We start from the raw sequence: 16,277 nt of genomic DNA on the forward strand, positions 1-16,277 counted from the left end.
TTCAGGGTGCTACCGGTGGCCGCACCGCTAACATTGACGGTAAAGATGGCATATTCGCCTTCTTGGATGGTGCTGCCATTTGGATCTAACGCTTGGCTAACCGTCACTCCACTTTCATCATCATCCAATATCTGAGTAGTAACTTGTGGAGTTCTGATTGATACATTTTCGAATGTTGCAGAAGCATTAACTGAAGTAATTTCAATCGTAAATTGTTCAGGAAGCTCTTTGATAGAGTCATTTAGTGTTTGAATGGTAAATATTTGGCCAGCCTGTCCAGGTTGGATAGTAATAGACCCAATACCATTATAATCTTGCCCATCTGTGGCTGTTCCAAAGTAGCGTAAATTGACTGTGATGGGAGCTGAATCTGTAGGTACGGCATGGCTAAGTGAAATTGTATAGTTTCCACTTTGCCCTTCAGTTAACGTTGATACGCCCGCGATGTCCACAAACACCGTATCTTCAACCCCAGGAGGAGTACCAGGTACATCATCAACGATTTGAGTAACAACGCTGTCATTGATAACCGCAACATTCTCAAAAACAGAACTTAATGAAGAAGATTTCAATGTAACGGTAAAGCTTTCTGCGTTTTCTACATAAGGATCATCGATGGTCGCAATGGAAAACTCAACAGAGCTACTTCCCGGCTGAATGACAACGGTTTTCACCCCAGTAAAATCTACACCATCCTGAGCTTTACCTGAGTATTCCAGCTCCAGGGTAACGGCTTGGCCGTTAGCAGGAACAGCTTGGGAGAGCTCAATTTTGTAGTTGCTGGTGACTTCGCCTTCAATTACCGATGCTGGGCCAGAAAAATCAATGCTTACGGTGTCTTCAGCGCCCGGCGTCCGTAGAGGAACGTCATCAATAATACGGGTAGTGACCGGCTCACCAACCACGGCTGTATTTTCAAAGACGGTAGACGCATCAATAGAACTGATGGCAACCACAAATTGGTCATTCAGCTCGACAAAGGCATCGTCCAAAGTTTGGATATTGAAGGATGCTTCTTGCTGCCCTCCAGGAATGACAATACTGGCTACACCTGTGAAGTCGGCACCGTCAATAGCGGTGCCAGAGTAGCTGAACGAAACCACCACTTCCTTTCCTTCAGGGACAGGCTGGCTGAGCTTCACAGTGTAGGCTGCGGTTAGGTCACTCTCAATGACCTCTGCTGGCCCTTCAAGGGTGAAGGTGACCGTATCTTCTGCACCTGGCTGCACTCCAGTACCTGGCGCAACATCATCGGTAATCGTCGTGGCCACTTGGCTGACTCCGGCCTGACCGCCGGTGGAGACATCAACAATGGAAACGGTGAAAAACTCACCATTCTCTACTAAGGCATCATCAAGGATGGGCAGTGTAAAGGTTGCAGTCAATGAACCTGCAGGTATCACCACAGTGACAAAACTGACACTACTACCATAATCGCTACCCCGTAGTGCGGTATCACCCTCAAGGCCAATGGCGATAGTAACCGTGATATCTCTTGGATTTGCCTGATCCAGTGTCAGGGTGTATTCAACACTACCGATGTCTTCCCGGACTGTAGCTGGTCCAGACATATCAACAGTTGAGATAATATCTATCGTATCTTCAGCACTGCTACCTGAGTTTTGCTGCTGATTAGTAGTATCAAATCCGGCGTTGGGCTCACCCTCTAAGCCTAAACGCTGAATACTAACGCTGGAGATACCGCCACCGCCATCGGGATTAGCTTGCCCTGCTGCTGGGGCATTACCCGCTGCAGTTGCCTCGGCAATCGCTGTCGGGTCCACACCCGCCAAGATCGCCGCCTGGATAGCGTCAACATCCGCTGTTGCATCGGTAATATCAGCGGCGGGAGGAATACCCTGGTAAACCGAGCTATCAATCAATGCGATATCATTGCTGCCCAGATCAAGCCGAGTGCCATCATCAAACTGTACGACAACAGTAGCGCCCTCACCGGTCTGCAGCATGTCGCCGCTGTTAATAACATCCCCCAGTGCCAGCACACGCTCCTGACCATCCGCGCCTTTAGCGGTAACTTGCCCGATAAGGGTAGTAACTCGACCTACTGCAGCCATAATTGTCTCCTTTAGACCTGCTGCAGTGACTCACTTAAGTGAGCAAAATAGAGGGTGCAGCTAGGTCGTTATAAATGATTACCCCTAACTAAAGACACTTAGCCCTTTTCGCTCAAGGTACCAAAGTACCTTTTGCCACAATTAAATAAAAAGGCCGCACAAATGGCGGCCTTCGTCAGCTAAATGAGCTTTAGCGTTTTACTTTATAGCAGGGCACATATTTTTCAGCGTTTAACTTCATTCGACGCTGAGCAACAAAGGACTCCAGCATCGTATCCAAACGCGCCATCAGACTGGCATCCCCACTTAACTCAAAGGGGCCTTTCTCTTTGATCGCCTGGATGCCGTACTCTTTCACATTACCCGCCACAATACCTGACATGGCGCGGCGCAAGTTAGCTGCAAGCAGCCAGGATTCCTGTTCATGATGCAAGTCCAGCGCCGCCATATTTTCATGGCTGGGATCAAAGGGGTGCTGGAACTGCTCATCAATCTTGATGATCCAGTTAAAGTGATAAGCATCACTATGCAGTTTGCGGAAATCCGTTACCTGCTGCATACCTTCACGCATAGCCCGAGCAACGGCTGCGGGGTCATCAATGATAATTTGATAGCGCTTTTGCGCCTCCTTGCCCAAAGTACTACCGATAAAGTCATCAATCTGCTTGAAGTACTCCGCAGCACTGGCTGGTCCGGTAAAGACCAACGGGAAAGGTAAATGTTTGTTCTCGGGGTGCAGCAAAATCCCCAGAATGTAGAGGATCTCTTCCGCTGTGCCCGCCCCCCCAGGGAAGACCACAATACCATGCCCCAAGCGCACAAAGGCCTCTAAGCGCTTTTCAATATCCGGCATGATGATCAATTCATTGACTATCGGATTCGGTGACTCGGCAGCAATAATACCCGGCTCAGAGATACCGATATAACGACCATCAGCAACACGCTGTTTAGCATGAGCGATATTAGCTCCCTTCATTGGCCCTTTCATCGCGCCAGGGCCACAACCCGTGCAGATATTTAAACGCCGCAGGCCAATTTCATAACCGACCTTTTTAGTGTAGTTGTACTCTTCGCGACCAATGGAGTGCCCCCCCCAGCAGACTACTGTGTTCGGTTTGATACGCGGGCGAAAAGCCCCAGCATGGCGCAGAATATGGAATACGGTGTTGGTGATTGCCTGGGAATCCGCCACACTCAGCTGGCTGTTAGAGGCCATTTCACCGTGGATATAAACGATATCGCGCAACACCGAGAAAAGGTTATTACGAATCCCGACTACCATTTCACCATCAACAAACGCATGGGCCGGAGCATTTTCAATCTCCAGCTTGAGCCCGCGATACTTCTGCACCACGCGAATATCAAAGTCGCTAAATAGCTCCAACACCTCTTGGGTGTCATCCATTTCACTACCGCAGTTCAAGACAGCCAGGCTGCACTGGCGAAAAATCTTGTGTAAGCCGCCATCGCTCATATCTTGCAACTGCTGTACTTCATATTGCGACAACACATCCATATTGCCTTCTGGTGTGACGATCGCTTTAGCTACCTTGTCCATTTTCCTTCCCCTTAGCATCTCTCAGGATGCTTGGACCAACACCTCGGCCCTGTTATTTACTTTATTTATCTACGGGCACTACTTAAAAAAGCAAGAAAATCATTTATTTAATTAACTTTGATGAAGCATCCAGATCCCCTATCTGCCAACCCAAGGAGTGCTGCTCACGTAACAATAAGTGGGTTAGCACCACAACCCCGACAATAGGCACAAACAAATTCATTACAGGAATAAAACTAAGTGAGTACACCACCGCTGTAGCCCAGAGCACAGGCATATTCAACAACCCTTTACAGGCGCGATACCCCTGCTCGCTCAAGCAGTTTTCTGCCACATCCTGCAAAAGCAGGCTACGAAAATAGAGAAAAAATACCAGTTTAAACCAAAGCAAATTAAGCAAAGGTATCCATAAAACCGGGAGTGACAGCACTAACACCAGCATTAATAACAGCGTTTTCCCAACCACCTTCATAATCGAATGCAACAAACTGCCGTGCGTCTGCAAGGGCCTGGTGGAGTAGTGGCGGCGATGGATATAGCGCACGATGCCCGGGGTTAAAAAAGCGGTTACCAGCATTGCCATTAGCACCATGCCTTCACCCAAGACAAACACCCCCAAAAAAGAGATCAGTAAACCAAGAATGGCCTTGGCCAAAATCGCTAACAGTACCCCAATAATCGGTATTTGCTCTAACCAAGCCTCAGCGTTAGCAACCACCATTTCCGGATTAGTGCTTTCTCCCAACCAGGTCACGCCAGCTCCCACCAGAATGACACCTCCCCATAACAAGACGATCAGAGTCAGAACCAATCCCAGTAAAAAGGGTAACAGCGCCCTCATCAAAATGGGGCCTGAGAATAGATCCTGCAAAACCACAGGTAACAATGCCGAGGACCGGGTAGTCGTCTGCTCCCACCCCATACCGCTCTCCTTTACTCTCATTAAACTTAAGGGCGCATTTAGCTCAGCCCATTGTGCCCAATGGCTAGATATAAAGCCAAAATCCAGACCATGACAGTTTTACTCCAAAATCAAACCAAAGGCGCCAACTTAGCACAAGCTGTCGACACTCCCGTCGCTTAGTAAGCTGTCATAAGGCTGCCATCTTTTTCTGCATCTGTGCTTCTGAGGGAATCCTTGAAAGCCCCATCAACTAGCTGCAAATACACACTTTCTCTTATGAAATAGTCGTAGAGGTAGTTAATTTTGCAGCGCGACACGCTATAATCGCGCCCCGGCTAACAATAAGGACACTCCTGCCAGGTTTAGCCGAAAGGACAAAAAATTGTAGACAATTTTGTCCTCGCACCTGCAGAGAGATGTTCAATGCATTCCCACCGGGATGCCCTCTTTTATCAGCTTGAGCGTTCGGCTCTCCCTTTATCCCAGGGATTGCCCATAACGTCTGAGTCTGATGCATGCCTCCACAAGAGCATGCAAAATTTTTTTCACACTTCAAAAGAGAGTGGCGAGCAATGGCGCAAAACGAAACCCAAACTGTGGACGTGATGCTGGTAGGCGCCGGTATCATGAGCGCCACATTGGCAGTCCTTCTGAAAGAGCTGGATCCGAGTCTCACCCTGGAGATTGCCGAGTTACGCGAGACAGGCGCAGTGGAAAGCTCCAATCCCTGGAATAATGCCGGGACTGGCCATGCAGGCCTATGTGAGCTCAATTACACCCCCGATAGCGCAGATGGCAAGATCGATATTACCAAGGCACTGCATATCAACACTCAGTTCGAAGTGTCCAAGCAGCTTTGGGCCTATCTATGCCAGAAGGAAGGATTCGGCGCGCCGCGCAACTTTATCAACCAGGTTCCCCATATCAGCTTTGTTCGCGGCGAAAAGGACATTGATTTCCTGAAACGACGCTATGAGGTACTACGCCAACACCACGCCTTTGAGTCCATGGTATTTACAGAGGACAAGGAGACGTTGGCCAAGTGGATGCCGCTAACCATGCCCGGTCGCAATCCTGATGAAAAGGTCGCCGCTACTTATTGCGACAACGGCACGGATGTCAATTTCGGCGCTATCACTCAGATGATGCTGAATTACGTCAGTACTCTGGATGGCACCTTGGTGACATACAACCAAAAAGTGTATGAGATAGAACGTTGCGCAGAGGGTTGGCGCATTGGCATCAAACACACCGGCACAGGTGAACATCGCGAAGTCAAAGCACGCTTTGTCTTCCTCGGTGCAGGCGGAGGCGCCCTGCCCTTGCTGCAAATGTCCGACATCCCCGAAAGCAAAGGCTTTGGTGGTTTCCCGGTCAGTGGCATGTGGCTGCGCTGTGATAATCCAGAAGTCGTCCAGCATCACCAGGCCAAGGTTTATAGCCAGGCCGAAGTAGGGGCGCCACCGATGTCTGTCCCTCACTTGGACACCCGTGTAGTCGATGGGCAAACCTCCTTACTGTTTGGCCCCTTTGCCGGCTTCTCCACCAAGTTCCTGCGTCATGGCTCCTTCTTAGACTTACCCCTGTCAGTGCGCTTCAACAATCTTAAGCCCATGCTTGCCGTTGCCAAAGACAACATGGACCTGACCCGTTACCTTATAAAAGAAGTAATGCAGTCACCCGAAGAGCGCTTGCAGGCATTGCGTAAGTTCTATCCACAAGCGAAGAGCGAAGATTGGCGCCTGGAAGTCGCTGGCCAGCGGGTACAAATCATTAAGAAGGATCCGAAGAAAGGCGGCATTCTGCAGTTCGGTACCGAGCTAGTCTCCTCCCAAGATGGCAGCATCGCAGCCCTACTTGGTGCCTCCCCTGGCGCCTCAGTAGCGGTCTCGGTCATGCTCAATCTATTGGAGCGCTGCTTTAATGAACGCTACCAGAGCAATGAATGGCGCAGCAAACTAGCAGAAATTTTCCCGGCACGAGAAAGTGCACTGAAAGAAGATGCCGAGCTGTATCGCGAAATCAGCACGGCCACCAGCAAAACGCTGCAACTTATCTAGTTGCTCTAGCATTGTCACCGCCAATAAATATCCCCGCCATAGCGGGGATATTTATAAGCAAAACAGATTTTTTACTCGCTGACTTTTTATTCGCTATAGTGCACGGGCACCCGACGGGTCAACTTGGTAACCAATTCATAAGGAATAGTATCGCAATAAGGCGCAACCTGATTGGTGCGCAACTGTTCCCCCCAGAGCACCACCTCATCCCCGACCTTAGCCTCATTCAGATCGGTCAGGTCCACCGTCAACATATCCATCGACACCCGTCCCACCAAACGCGTCAAACACCCGTTCACCAGCACAGGCGTACCATCCTTTGCCTGACGAGGGTAGCCATCACCATACCCCAACGCCACCACACCGATGCGCATTGGCTTATCCGTGACAAAACGGCCACCATAACCCACCGGTTCTCCTACCCCCAACTCACGCACCGCAATCAACTCTGACACCAAGCGCATGGCAGGTTTCAGCTGATCCGCTCGCGGATGGGCGACTTCAAACGGAGAGATGCCATAAAGCATCAAGCCTGGACGTAACCAGTCACCATGGGCTGCAGGCCAGCCTAGTGTACCTGGCGAGTTCGCCAAACTGACCGGCCCTGGTAGCCCCTCACAGACCTGCATAAAACGCTCGATCTGCTTCCGGGTGTAATCATGATCCAACTCATCCGCGCGGGCAAAGTGGGTCATTTTTCCTAGCACCCTGGCCTTACCCGAGGCTTGTAAAGCCTGGAAAGCCTGGCGGTAAGAATGGGGATCAAACCCCAAACGATGCATGCCGGAATCCAACTTCAGCCACATATCGACAGGCTGACTAAAGTCATAAGCGAGAATCCAACTCAGCTGCTCTGGGCAATGTACCGCCATACTGAGCTGATGTTGCTCCACCAAAGCCAATTCATCGGCAGCAAAAATTCCCTCTAGTAACCAGATCGGCTGACTGATACCAGCCTGACGTAATTCCAATGCCTCCTCGATACAGGCCACCCCAAAGGCATCTGCCTCCGCCGCCAAGGCCTGAGCAACTCGTACCGCACCATGGCCATAAGCATTGGCCTTGACCACTGCCACTGCCTTCGACTGTGGCGACTGCGCCTTCGCCAAACGGTAATTATGTCGAATGGCGTTTAAATCCACTTCCGCACGTAACGCACGCATACTCCACCCCTGAAACAACACTGGAGGGCAAGCCCTCCAGTGTTAGATGCTACCTATTCAGCAGCTGTAATCGGGCAATCCCTATTACAGAGACATAATGCCTTCTACTTCTACATCCACACCCTTGGGCAGCTCTTTAACGCCAATAGCCGCACGAGCAGGATAAGGAGCATTGAAGTAGCGCTGCATCACTTCGTTTACCGCAGCAAAGTTAGACAGATCAGTCAGGAAGATATTGACCTTCACCATGTCTGCCAGACTACCACCCGCAGCTTCAGCAACCGCCTGCAGGTTTTCAAATACACGCACAGCCTGGGCTTCGAAAGAGTCTTTAACCACTTCCATAGTGGCAGGATCAAGCGGAATCTGACCAGACAGAAACACCAGATTACCCACTTTCACTGCCTGAGAATAAGGGCCAATCGCTGCAGGTGCCTTGTCAGTAGAGATAATGCTTTTGTTGCTCATGTACTGTCCTATTTATTGTGGGGATGGAAGCGGCATTATAGCCGCTTCGATTCAAGTCCATCACTGCGGATAACGAGTGACGTCTAAACCAGTAGGATCAATGTCGGTTTTCGTTTGGCTGATAATATCTGCCAATAACTTGCCGGAGCCGCAGGACATGGTCCAGCCCAGAGTACCGTGCCCGGTGTTAATAAAGAGGTTGGCAATACCAGTCTTGCCAACAATGGGGGTACCATCGGGAGTCATTGGACGCAATCCGGTCCAGAACTCCGCCTGACTGACATCCCCCCCATCAGGGAAGACATCGCTCACCACCATCGCAATGGTTTCACGGCGAGGCTCACGCAGCTCCAGATTATAACCAGAGAGTTCAGCCGTACCCGCTACCCGGATGCGATCCTCAAAGCGCGTAATCGCCACTTTATAGGTTTCATCCATCACCGTGGATACCGGTGCTGCATCAGCATTGGTAATAGGCACAGTCAAGGAGTACCCCTTCACTGGGTAAACCGGCACCTTCACCCCAACATCTGCCAACAGGAAGGGCGAATAGCTGCCCATTGCAACCACAAAGGCATCAGCCTCAATTGCCCCCTGGCTGGTCTGCACTGCACTGATGCGTCCATCACGCTGTTGTAACGCTTTAATATCGGTGTTGAACAGGTACTTAACCCCTAACCCTTCGGTCAAGGTGGCCAGCTTTTGGGTAAACTCGAAACAGTCACCGGTTTCATCACCAGGCAAGCGCAAACCACCGACAAACTTATTACGCACTCGAGCCAACGCGGGCTCTTTGGCAATACAGGCATCCATATCCAGCACTTCATAAGGAACATTGCAGCGCTCCAGCACCTCAATATCCTTCTTAGAGGCAGCCACCTGTTGCTCAGTACGGAACATCTGCAAGGTGCCCTGCTGACGATCGTTATAACGAATACCCAGCTCAGCGCGCAGATCGATAAAGCAGTCACGGCTATATTCAGCCAACCGCATCATCCGCTCCTTATTCACGGCATAGGCAGCTTCCGAGCAATTTGCCAGCATCTGCACCATCCACTTCCACATGGTGATGTCCATTTGCGGATGCAGTTTCAACGGTGCGTGTTTCTGTGTCAGCCACTTCATTGCTTTGACAGGGATACCTGGAGCGGCCCAGGGAGCAGAATAGCCAGGAGAAATCTGGCCGGCGTTAGCATGGCTGGTTTCCATCGCGGCGGCGGCCTGACGATCAATCACTGTGACTTCATGCCCGGCTTTTGCCAAGTAATAAGCATGAGTAACACCGATCACACCTGCGCCCAGAACGACTACTTTCATTATTCTTTACTCCACTCAGCTGTCGCTGCCCAAAGCGTCATGACATAGGTCAAATTTCGGGCTAGTATAGCCAGAGTGGCAGATGATTTTTTTACGTTTTTGCAAAATATTCAGATATTCATCCTGATATTCACAAATTAGTAGTGGGAAAAACTGTGCATGAGCAGCAAAGCCATAGATCGTAAGCTTGACCGCATTGATCGCAATATTCTCCGTGCCCTGCAGGATGATGCCCGCCTTTCTTATGTTGATCTGGCCAACCAGGTAGGTCTTTCCACCACCCCTTGCATGGAGCGGGTAAAAAAGCTGGAACGGGACGGCATTATTCTGGGTTATCACGCCCACCTGAACCCTCGCGCACTTGATGCCAGCCTGCTGGTCTTTGTCGAAATCAGCCTGACCTATAACAGCCCTACCGTTTTTGAAGACTTCCGTCGCGAAGTGATGCGCCTCCCCCATGTCATGGAGTGTCACCTGGTGTCGGGGAACTTCGATTACCTGATCAAGGCCCGCATTGGCGAGATGTCCGAATACCGCGTACTCCTGGGGGAACTGCTGCAAAAACTACCGGGGGTCAGCCATACCCGTAGTTATGTGGTGATGGAAGAGGTCAAAGAGAGCAGCAGCCTGCATGTGCCTGAGCTGAAGCGCTGACATCCCCAGAAAATAAAAGGCGAGCGCTATGATCTTCACCGCTCGCCTCGCTGCTGGTTGTCAGTAGTTAATCACCAAAACGCCACGCACTCAGACTCAAGCTGCCCATCTGCACACGCTGATGAATACGCCGCCCCTGCCCACCCGCACCGGCGGCAAAAAAGAACGGCCAAAGGTGCTCCGCCGTTGGGTGCTGACTGGTAAAAGCAGGTAGCCGCGGTAACTCATCCAGCATCCCAACTGGATCTGCCATGTCAGCAAAATCCGCTAACCAAGCCTCAAATGCCAGTGTATCTGGCTGTACAGTCTCATCCTTCGCCTGCCAATCCAACGCAGCCAAATTATGGGTAGCGCCGCCACTACCAATAATAAGCACCCCCTGCTGACGCCAAGCCGCTAAGGCCTGCCCCAAGCGATAGTGCCAGGCAGCATCCTGCTGAGGCTGCACAGAGAGCGGGATCACCGGCCAAGACTTACCAACTAAAGCCGTACGTAAGGGCACCCAGATACCATGATCTAAATCCCGCTCTTGGCTTTGCGCAGGAATACCCTGGCGTTGCAAACTTTCCACCAGCGCTTGAGCCAAGAGTGGATCTCCCTGTGCCGTCCATTGCAGCTGATACAACGGCGGCGGAAAACCATAAAAGTCATAAATCAGCTGAGGCTGGACACTGCTCCCTAGCACAGGTTGTCGCGTCGGCCAATGTGCACTCATCACTAACACAGCGCGTACCGCCGGTAACGACTGAAAGAGACTACGCCAGCATGCAGTGGTCACATCCTCCGCCAGCGCCTGCGTTGGCGCGCCATGGGAAATAAAAAAGCTGGGTAACATATCAACCTCACCTGCAAATAACTGTAACCAGCTTAATTCCCCCCATTCACACTGAGAATCAGCAAAAAAACCAAGGCATTCATTCCCATTTAGAAACAATAACCTTCATCCATCCTTCCCTTTGATTGATAAAAAACACCAAAAAAACAGCCTTTTACCGTCAACTGCAGATCCTGCTACGACAAAGCAGCCAAGCATTAAGAATTTATCCCAAGTCGGATTGATAAGCCGCGCGCCAACACCTATAGAAACATCAAGACGAGGACGTCGCCGGGAGCCGCATGTGAAGGCCCTGACGGCTAGAACCGACTTAAATGGAAGGGAAGGGTTAAGTTATGAGCATCTTCAACAGTTACAAACAGCGCTTTGATGCCACCCGCCAGGAAGAGTTCAGCCTGCAGGAATATCTGGATCTATGCAAAAAGGATCCGAGTGTTTATGCCAGCGCGGCTGAACGCATGCTGATGGCGATTGGTGAACCTGAACTGGTGGACACCTCGAAGGATCCCCGCTTATCACGCATTTTCTCCAACAAACTAATCAAACGTTATCCCAGTTTTGATGAGTTCTATGGCATGGAAGAAGCCATTGAGCAGCTGGTGTCCTTTTTCAAACACGCCGCCCAAGGATTGGAAGAGCGCAAACAAATTCTTTATCTGCTCGGGCCTGTCGGTGGGGGTAAATCCTCTCTGGCCGAACGCCTGAAAGCCTTAATGGAGCGTGTCCCTTTTTACGCCATTAAAGGCTCACCAGTGTTCGAGTCACCACTGGGCTTATTTAACCCCGAAGAAGATGGCCCCATCCTTGAAGAGGAATACGGTATTGCCCGCCGCTACGTTAAAGGCATCATGTCGCCTTGGGCAATCAAACGGCTACATGAGTTCGGCGGTGACATTGAACAATTCCGGGTAGTGAAGCTCTACCCCTCAAGACTGAATCAAGTTGCCCTGGCTAAGACCGAGCCAGGGGATGAAAACAACCAGGATATTTCCAGCCTGGTGGGTAAAGTCGACATTCGTAAACTGGAAGAATTTGCCCAGAATGACCCTGATGCCTATAGCTACTCTGGTGCCCTTAACCGAGCCAACCAGGGCATCATGGAATTTGTCGAGATGTTTAAAGCCCCCATTAAGGTGCTACACCCGCTGTTGACCGCCACCCAGGAGGGCAACTACAACGGCACCGAGGCCATTGGTAACCTGCCCTATGAAGGGATCATTCTGGCTCACTCCAATGAATCCGAATGGCAAACCTTCAAAAACAACAAAACCAACGAAGCCTTCATCGATCGGGTTTATATCGTCAAGGTACCCTACTGCACGCGCACCTCAGAAGAGGTCAAAATCTACCAAAAACTGCTGGAACACAGCTCCCTGCGTGAGGCTCCCTGCGCTCCTGACACCCTTGCTATGATGGCTCAGTTCAGCGTGCTATCACGTATCAAAGAACCCGAGAACTCTAGCGTCTTCTCCAAAATGCGCATCTATGATGGGGAGAATCTGAAGGATACCGATCCCAAGGCCAAGTCTTTGCAAGAGTACAAAGATAATGCCGGTGTAGATGAAGGGATGGATGGCTTGTCCACCCGTTTCGCCTTCAAAATTCTGTCTAAGGTGTTTAACTTTGATCCTGCGGAAGTTGCCGCCAACCCAGTGCACCTGCTCTACGTGCTGGAGCAAGAAATTGAACGCCAGCAATTCCCTAAAGACACCCAGGAACGCTACCTGCGCTACATCAAAGAGTATTTGGCTCCCAAATACATAGAATTTCTCGGTAAGGAAATTCAGACCGCATACTTGGAGTCTTACTCCGAATATGGTCAAAACATCTTCGATCGCTATGTCACCTATGCCGACTTCTGGATTCAAGATCAGGAGTATCGCGACCCTGAAACCGGCGACATTCTCGACCGCCAGGCGATTAATGAAGAACTGGAGAAAATTGAAAAACCTGCGGGCATCTCCAATCCGAAGGATTTCCGTAACGAAATCGTCAACTTCGTCCTCCGTGCCCGTGCCAATCACAATGGCCGCAATCCCTCCTGGCTCAGCTATGAGAAGCTGCGCAATGTGATCGAGAAGAAAATGTTCTCCAACACCGAGGATCTGCTGCCAGTCATTTCCTTTAATGCCAAGGCTTCTTCTGAAGATCACAAGAAGCACAACGAGTTTGTCAAACGCATGGTGGAACGTGGCTACACCGAGAAACAGGTACGCCTGCTGTCCGAGTGGTACATCCGCGTTCGTAAATCTCAATGACGGCGGGGGAGCACTTGCTCCCCTCAACCGGCCAGCCCCTTCGCCAGGAATCCCCGGCTGGCCCAGGCAAGATCACCAGAGGCGCTGCATTGGCTCAGCCAGTGCAGCTGGCCATGACACTCCGCCAAGGCATGGAGGACGGGCATGACCTACATTATCGATCGCCGTCTTAATGGCAAAAATAAAAGCACGGTCAATCGCCAGCGCTTTCTACGGCGCTATCGTAAACACATCAAGGAAGCCGTAGCGGATGCTATCAATAGCCGCTCCATCACCGACGTGGATAGCGGCACCGACATTACCATCCCGCGTCGGGACATCTCAGAACCTACCTTCCACCATGGTCAAGGCGGGGTAGAAGATCGGGTATTTCCCGGCAACCGCGAGTTCATTACCGGGGACGAAATTCAACGCCCAGGTGGCGGTGGTGGTGGCGGCTCGGGCCAGGGCCAAGCCAGCAACAGTGGTGAAGGTGAAGACGAATTCACCTTCCATATTAATCGTGATGAGTTTTTAGAGTTTATTTTCGAAGACCTTGAGCTCCCTAACCTGGTGAAAAAGCACCTGAAAGAGTCCCAATCCTTCGAATACCGCAATGCAGGCTTTACCAATGATGGTATGCCCGAGAAACTGCACGTAGTACGCACCCTTAAGTCAGCCTATGCGCGCCGCGTTGCGCTATCCGGTAAAGAACGCCGTCAAATTCGTGAACTCAAGGCCGCAAAGGAGCAGATTCTAGCCAATCCCCCTCTGACGGCAGCCTTACAGGCTCGGGTACAGGAGTTGGATGAAGAGATTGAGGCACTTAAGAAGCACATCAAGCGACTGCCCTTTATCGATACCATCGACCTGCGTTACCGCAATATGGTCAAGGTTCCCTTACCCTCCAGCAAAGCCGTGATGTTCTGCATTATGGATGTCTCAGGCTCAATGACGCGGGAAACGAAAGACATCGCCAAGCGCTTCTTCATGCTGCTATTCCTCTTCCTGCAGCGTAATTACAAAGCCGTTGATGTTGTCTTTGTACGTCACCATACCCGCGCCAAAGAAGTGGATGAAGAAGAGTTTTTCTACTCCCGGGAAACCGGCGGCACTATTGTTTCCAGCGCGCTGGAACTGTGTCGGGATATTGTCCAGGATCGTTACTCCCCAGCAGACTGGAACATCTATATGGCCCAGGCGTCTGACGGTGATAACTGGGATGGCGACTCGGCTAACTGCCGCAAAATTCTGGTGAAAGACTTAATTCCCGCAGTGCAGTACTTCTCGTATGTGGAAATTACCACCAACCCACATCAGAACCTCTGGCATGAATACGAACGAGTACAACAGGAATTTCCCGACTACTTCGCCATGCAGCGCATTGAAAGCCCTGCCGATATCTATCCCGTCTTCAGGGAATTGTTCCGGAGGAAGGTATCATGAAGTCCAGAAAATCCCCCCTTACCACCGGCGCCGAATGGAGCTTTGAACTCATCCAAGCTTATGACCGGGAAATTGCCCGAATAGCCAAGGAGTTCAAGCTTGATACCTATCCCAATCAAATTGAGGTTATTACCTCGGAACAAATGATGGACGCCTACTCTTCAGTGGGTATGCCCTTAAACTATCATCACTGGTCCTATGGCAAGCAGTTTCTAGAAACCGAGCAACGCTACAAGCGTGGGCAAATGGGCTTGGCCTATGAAATAGTGATCAACTCCAACCCCTGCATCGCCTACCTCATGGAAGAAAACACCATGTTGATGCAGATCCTGGTTGTCGCCCATGCCTGCTATGGCCATAACTCTTTCTTTAAAAACAACTACCTGTTCCGTACCTGGACAGATGCCAGCGCCATTATCGATTATCTGATTTTTGCCAAACACTACATTAGTAAATGTGAAGAACGTTACGGTGTTGATGCTGTCGAAGAAACCCTTGATTCTTGCCATGCTCTGATGAATTACGGCGTTAACCGCTACGTGCGCCCTCGCCCCATTTCCGCTGCGGAAGAAGAAAAACGTCTACAAGAGCGAGAAGAATATATTCAACAACATCTCAACTCGCTCTGGACTACCATCCCACGCAAAGAGAAGAAGGATGGTAGTGGCAAGCGCAAACGTTTCCCTGCCGAGCCAGAAGAGAACATTCTCTACTTTTTTGAAAAAAACGCCCCCCTGCTTGAACCTTGGCAGCGCGAGATACTGCGTATTGTGCGCAAAGTCGCTCAATACTTTTACCCACAGCGGCAAACTCAGGTTATGAACGAAGGCTGGGCCACATTCTGGCACTACAGCATTATGAATCGTCTCTATGATGAAGGACTGATCAGTGATGGTTACATGATGGAGTTCCTGCAGTCCCACACCAACGTGGTATATCAGCCCCCCTTCGACAGCCCCTATTTTAGTGGTATCAACCCCTACGCCCTGGGCTTTGCTATCTATCAGGATATTAAGCGCATCTGCGAAAAACCGACGGAGGAAGACCGCTACTGGTTCCCGGAGCTGGCCGGTACAGACTGGCTGGAAGCCTTGCACTTCGCAATGCGCAACTTCAAGGATGAGAGCTTCATCTTGCAGTACCTGTCGCCAAAAGTGATCCGTGACTTTCACCTATTTGCCATTACTGATGATGACAAGCAGGTAAACCTAAAAGTCAGCGCTATCCATGATGAAGGGGGCTATCGTAAAGTGCGAGAGTACTTAGCGGCTCAATACAATCTGGGCAACCGCGAGCCTAATATTCAAATCTATGACGTTAATGTTCGGGGAGATCGTTCCCTGACCCTGCGCCACTTCCAACACAATAGCCGCCCGCTAGGAAAGAGCACCGAGGAAATGCTCAAACATGTTCATCGTCTCTGGGGCTTTGATGTCGTACTAGAGACCCTCGACAACGACAAAGTCACCCAAACCTTTCATTGCCCACCGCAAGACAGCAAAGCGAAGAAATAGCCTGACAGGGCCACCCGGCCCTGTTGTTTTTGTGGCCAGTCTGACA

The 16,277-nt window shown here is 50.7% G+C and carries 12 protein-coding genes; 5 read left to right on the top strand and 7 right to left on the bottom strand.

Translation table 11 applies throughout. From position 1 onward, the window contains the following. The 3 genes from Q334_RS0107535 to Q334_RS0107545 all read right to left on the bottom strand — a co-directional run. Positions 1–2,075: retention module-containing protein (locus Q334_RS0107535; RefSeq protein WP_027312666.1), on the bottom strand; the 2,075-nt coding region annotated here is incomplete at its 3' end. Positions 2,076–2,265: 190 nt separating this feature from the next. Then, positions 2,266–3,633 carry a nucleotide 5'-monophosphate nucleosidase PpnN gene (gene ppnN / locus Q334_RS0107540; RefSeq protein WP_027312667.1) on the bottom strand — a complete coding sequence of 456 codons (1,368 nt, stop codon included), beginning with the start codon at positions 3,631–3,633 and terminating at the stop codon, positions 2,266–2,268. Between the two features lie 103 nt (positions 3,634–3,736). Next, entirely contained in the window at positions 3,737–4,555 is an 819-nt protein-coding gene (locus tag Q334_RS0107545) for an EI24 domain-containing protein (RefSeq protein WP_027312668.1), read from the bottom strand. A 554-nt stretch (positions 4,556–5,109) separates the two neighbouring features. Between Q334_RS0107545 and mqo the strand changes: the two genes are divergently transcribed. Continuing rightward, positions 5,110–6,597 (top strand): malate dehydrogenase (quinone), encoded by a 1,488-nt coding sequence (mqo, locus tag Q334_RS0107550; RefSeq protein WP_027312669.1) that lies wholly within the window; start codon positions 5,110–5,112, stop codon positions 6,595–6,597. Between the two features lie 86 nt (positions 6,598–6,683). Here the strand turns inward: mqo and alr are convergent, their stop codons facing one another. The 3 genes from alr to Q334_RS0107565 form a co-directional block, all read right to left on the bottom strand. Continuing rightward, positions 6,684–7,760, bottom strand: coding sequence for an alanine racemase (gene alr / locus Q334_RS0107555; RefSeq protein ID WP_027312670.1), 1,077 nt, complete (start codon positions 7,758–7,760; stop codon positions 6,684–6,686). 84 nt (positions 7,761–7,844) lie between these two features. Then, positions 7,845–8,228: a RidA family protein gene (locus Q334_RS0107560; protein ID WP_027312671.1), complete on the bottom strand. Its 384-nt coding sequence runs from the start codon at positions 8,226–8,228 to the stop codon at positions 7,845–7,847. A gap of 60 nt (positions 8,229–8,288) precedes the next feature. Then, on the bottom strand, positions 8,289–9,545 hold the full coding sequence (locus Q334_RS0107565) for a D-amino acid dehydrogenase (RefSeq protein ID WP_027312672.1): 1,257 nt from the start codon (positions 9,543–9,545) through the stop codon (positions 8,289–8,291). 159 nt (positions 9,546–9,704) lie between these two features. On the opposite strand from Q334_RS0107565, the gene Q334_RS0107570 reads away from it, so the two are divergent. Continuing rightward, on the top strand, positions 9,705–10,199 hold the full coding sequence (locus Q334_RS0107570; RefSeq protein WP_035461112.1) for an Lrp/AsnC ligand binding domain-containing protein: 495 nt from the start codon (positions 9,705–9,707) through the stop codon (positions 10,197–10,199). 67 nt (positions 10,200–10,266) lie between these two features. Here the strand turns inward: Q334_RS0107570 and Q334_RS0107575 are convergent, their stop codons facing one another. Beyond that, positions 10,267–11,034 carry a DODA-type extradiol aromatic ring-opening family dioxygenase gene (locus tag Q334_RS0107575; protein WP_027312674.1) on the bottom strand — a complete coding sequence of 256 codons (768 nt, stop codon included), beginning with the start codon at positions 11,032–11,034 and terminating at the stop codon, positions 10,267–10,269. Positions 11,035–11,369: 335 nt separating this feature from the next. On the opposite strand from Q334_RS0107575, the gene Q334_RS0107580 reads away from it, so the two are divergent. The 3 genes from Q334_RS0107580 to Q334_RS18415 all read left to right on the top strand — a co-directional run bounded on the left by Q334_RS0107580 (position 11,370) and on the right by Q334_RS18415 (position 16,231). Then, positions 11,370–13,292, top strand: coding sequence for a PrkA family serine protein kinase (locus Q334_RS0107580; protein ID WP_027312675.1), 1,923 nt, complete (start codon positions 11,370–11,372; stop codon positions 13,290–13,292). 144 nt (positions 13,293–13,436) lie between these two features. Further along, positions 13,437–14,717, top strand: coding sequence for a YeaH/YhbH family protein (locus Q334_RS0107590; protein WP_027312676.1), 1,281 nt, complete (start codon positions 13,437–13,439; stop codon positions 14,715–14,717). Further along, entirely contained in the window at positions 14,714–16,231 is a 1,518-nt protein-coding gene (locus tag Q334_RS18415) for a SpoVR family protein (RefSeq protein ID WP_035461114.1), read from the top strand. Before Q334_RS0107590 ends, Q334_RS18415 begins: the two co-directional genes overlap by 4 nt. The last annotated feature ends 46 nt before the right edge of the window (positions 16,232–16,277 follow it).

The organism is Balneatrix alpica DSM 16621 (genome assembly GCF_000619885.1).
Classification (GTDB): Bacteria; Pseudomonadota; Gammaproteobacteria; order Pseudomonadales; family Balneatricaceae; genus Balneatrix; species Balneatrix alpica.

Coding starts and splice junctions, on each gene's coding strand:
- mqo (WP_027312669.1), top strand. CDS start 5,110: ATGGCGCAAAACGAAACCCAAACTGTGGACGTGATGCTGGTAGGCGCC.
- Q334_RS0107590 (WP_027312676.1), top strand. CDS start 13,437: ATGACCTACATTATCGATCGCCGTCTTAATGGCAAAAATAAAAGCACG.
- Q334_RS0107560 (WP_027312671.1), bottom strand. CDS start 8,228: ATGAGCAACAAAAGCATTATCTCTACTGACAAGGCACCTGCAGCGATT.
- Q334_RS0107575 (WP_027312674.1), bottom strand. CDS start 11,034: ATGTTACCCAGCTTTTTTATTTCCCATGGCGCGCCAACGCAGGCGCTG.
- ppnN (WP_027312667.1), bottom strand. CDS start 3,633: ATGGACAAGGTAGCTAAAGCGATCGTCACACCAGAAGGCAATATGGAT.
- Q334_RS0107565 (WP_027312672.1), bottom strand. CDS start 9,545: ATGAAAGTAGTCGTTCTGGGCGCAGGTGTGATCGGTGTTACTCATGCT.
- Q334_RS0107545 (WP_027312668.1), bottom strand. CDS start 4,555: ATGGGGTGGGAGCAGACGACTACCCGGTCCTCGGCATTGTTACCTGTG.
- alr (WP_027312670.1), bottom strand. CDS start 7,760: ATGCGTGCGTTACGTGCGGAAGTGGATTTAAACGCCATTCGACATAAT.
- Q334_RS0107570 (WP_035461112.1), top strand. CDS start 9,705: ATGAGCAGCAAAGCCATAGATCGTAAGCTTGACCGCATTGATCGCAAT.
- Q334_RS18415 (WP_035461114.1), top strand. CDS start 14,714: ATGAAGTCCAGAAAATCCCCCCTTACCACCGGCGCCGAATGGAGCTTT.
- Q334_RS0107580 (WP_027312675.1), top strand. CDS start 11,370: ATGAGCATCTTCAACAGTTACAAACAGCGCTTTGATGCCACCCGCCAG.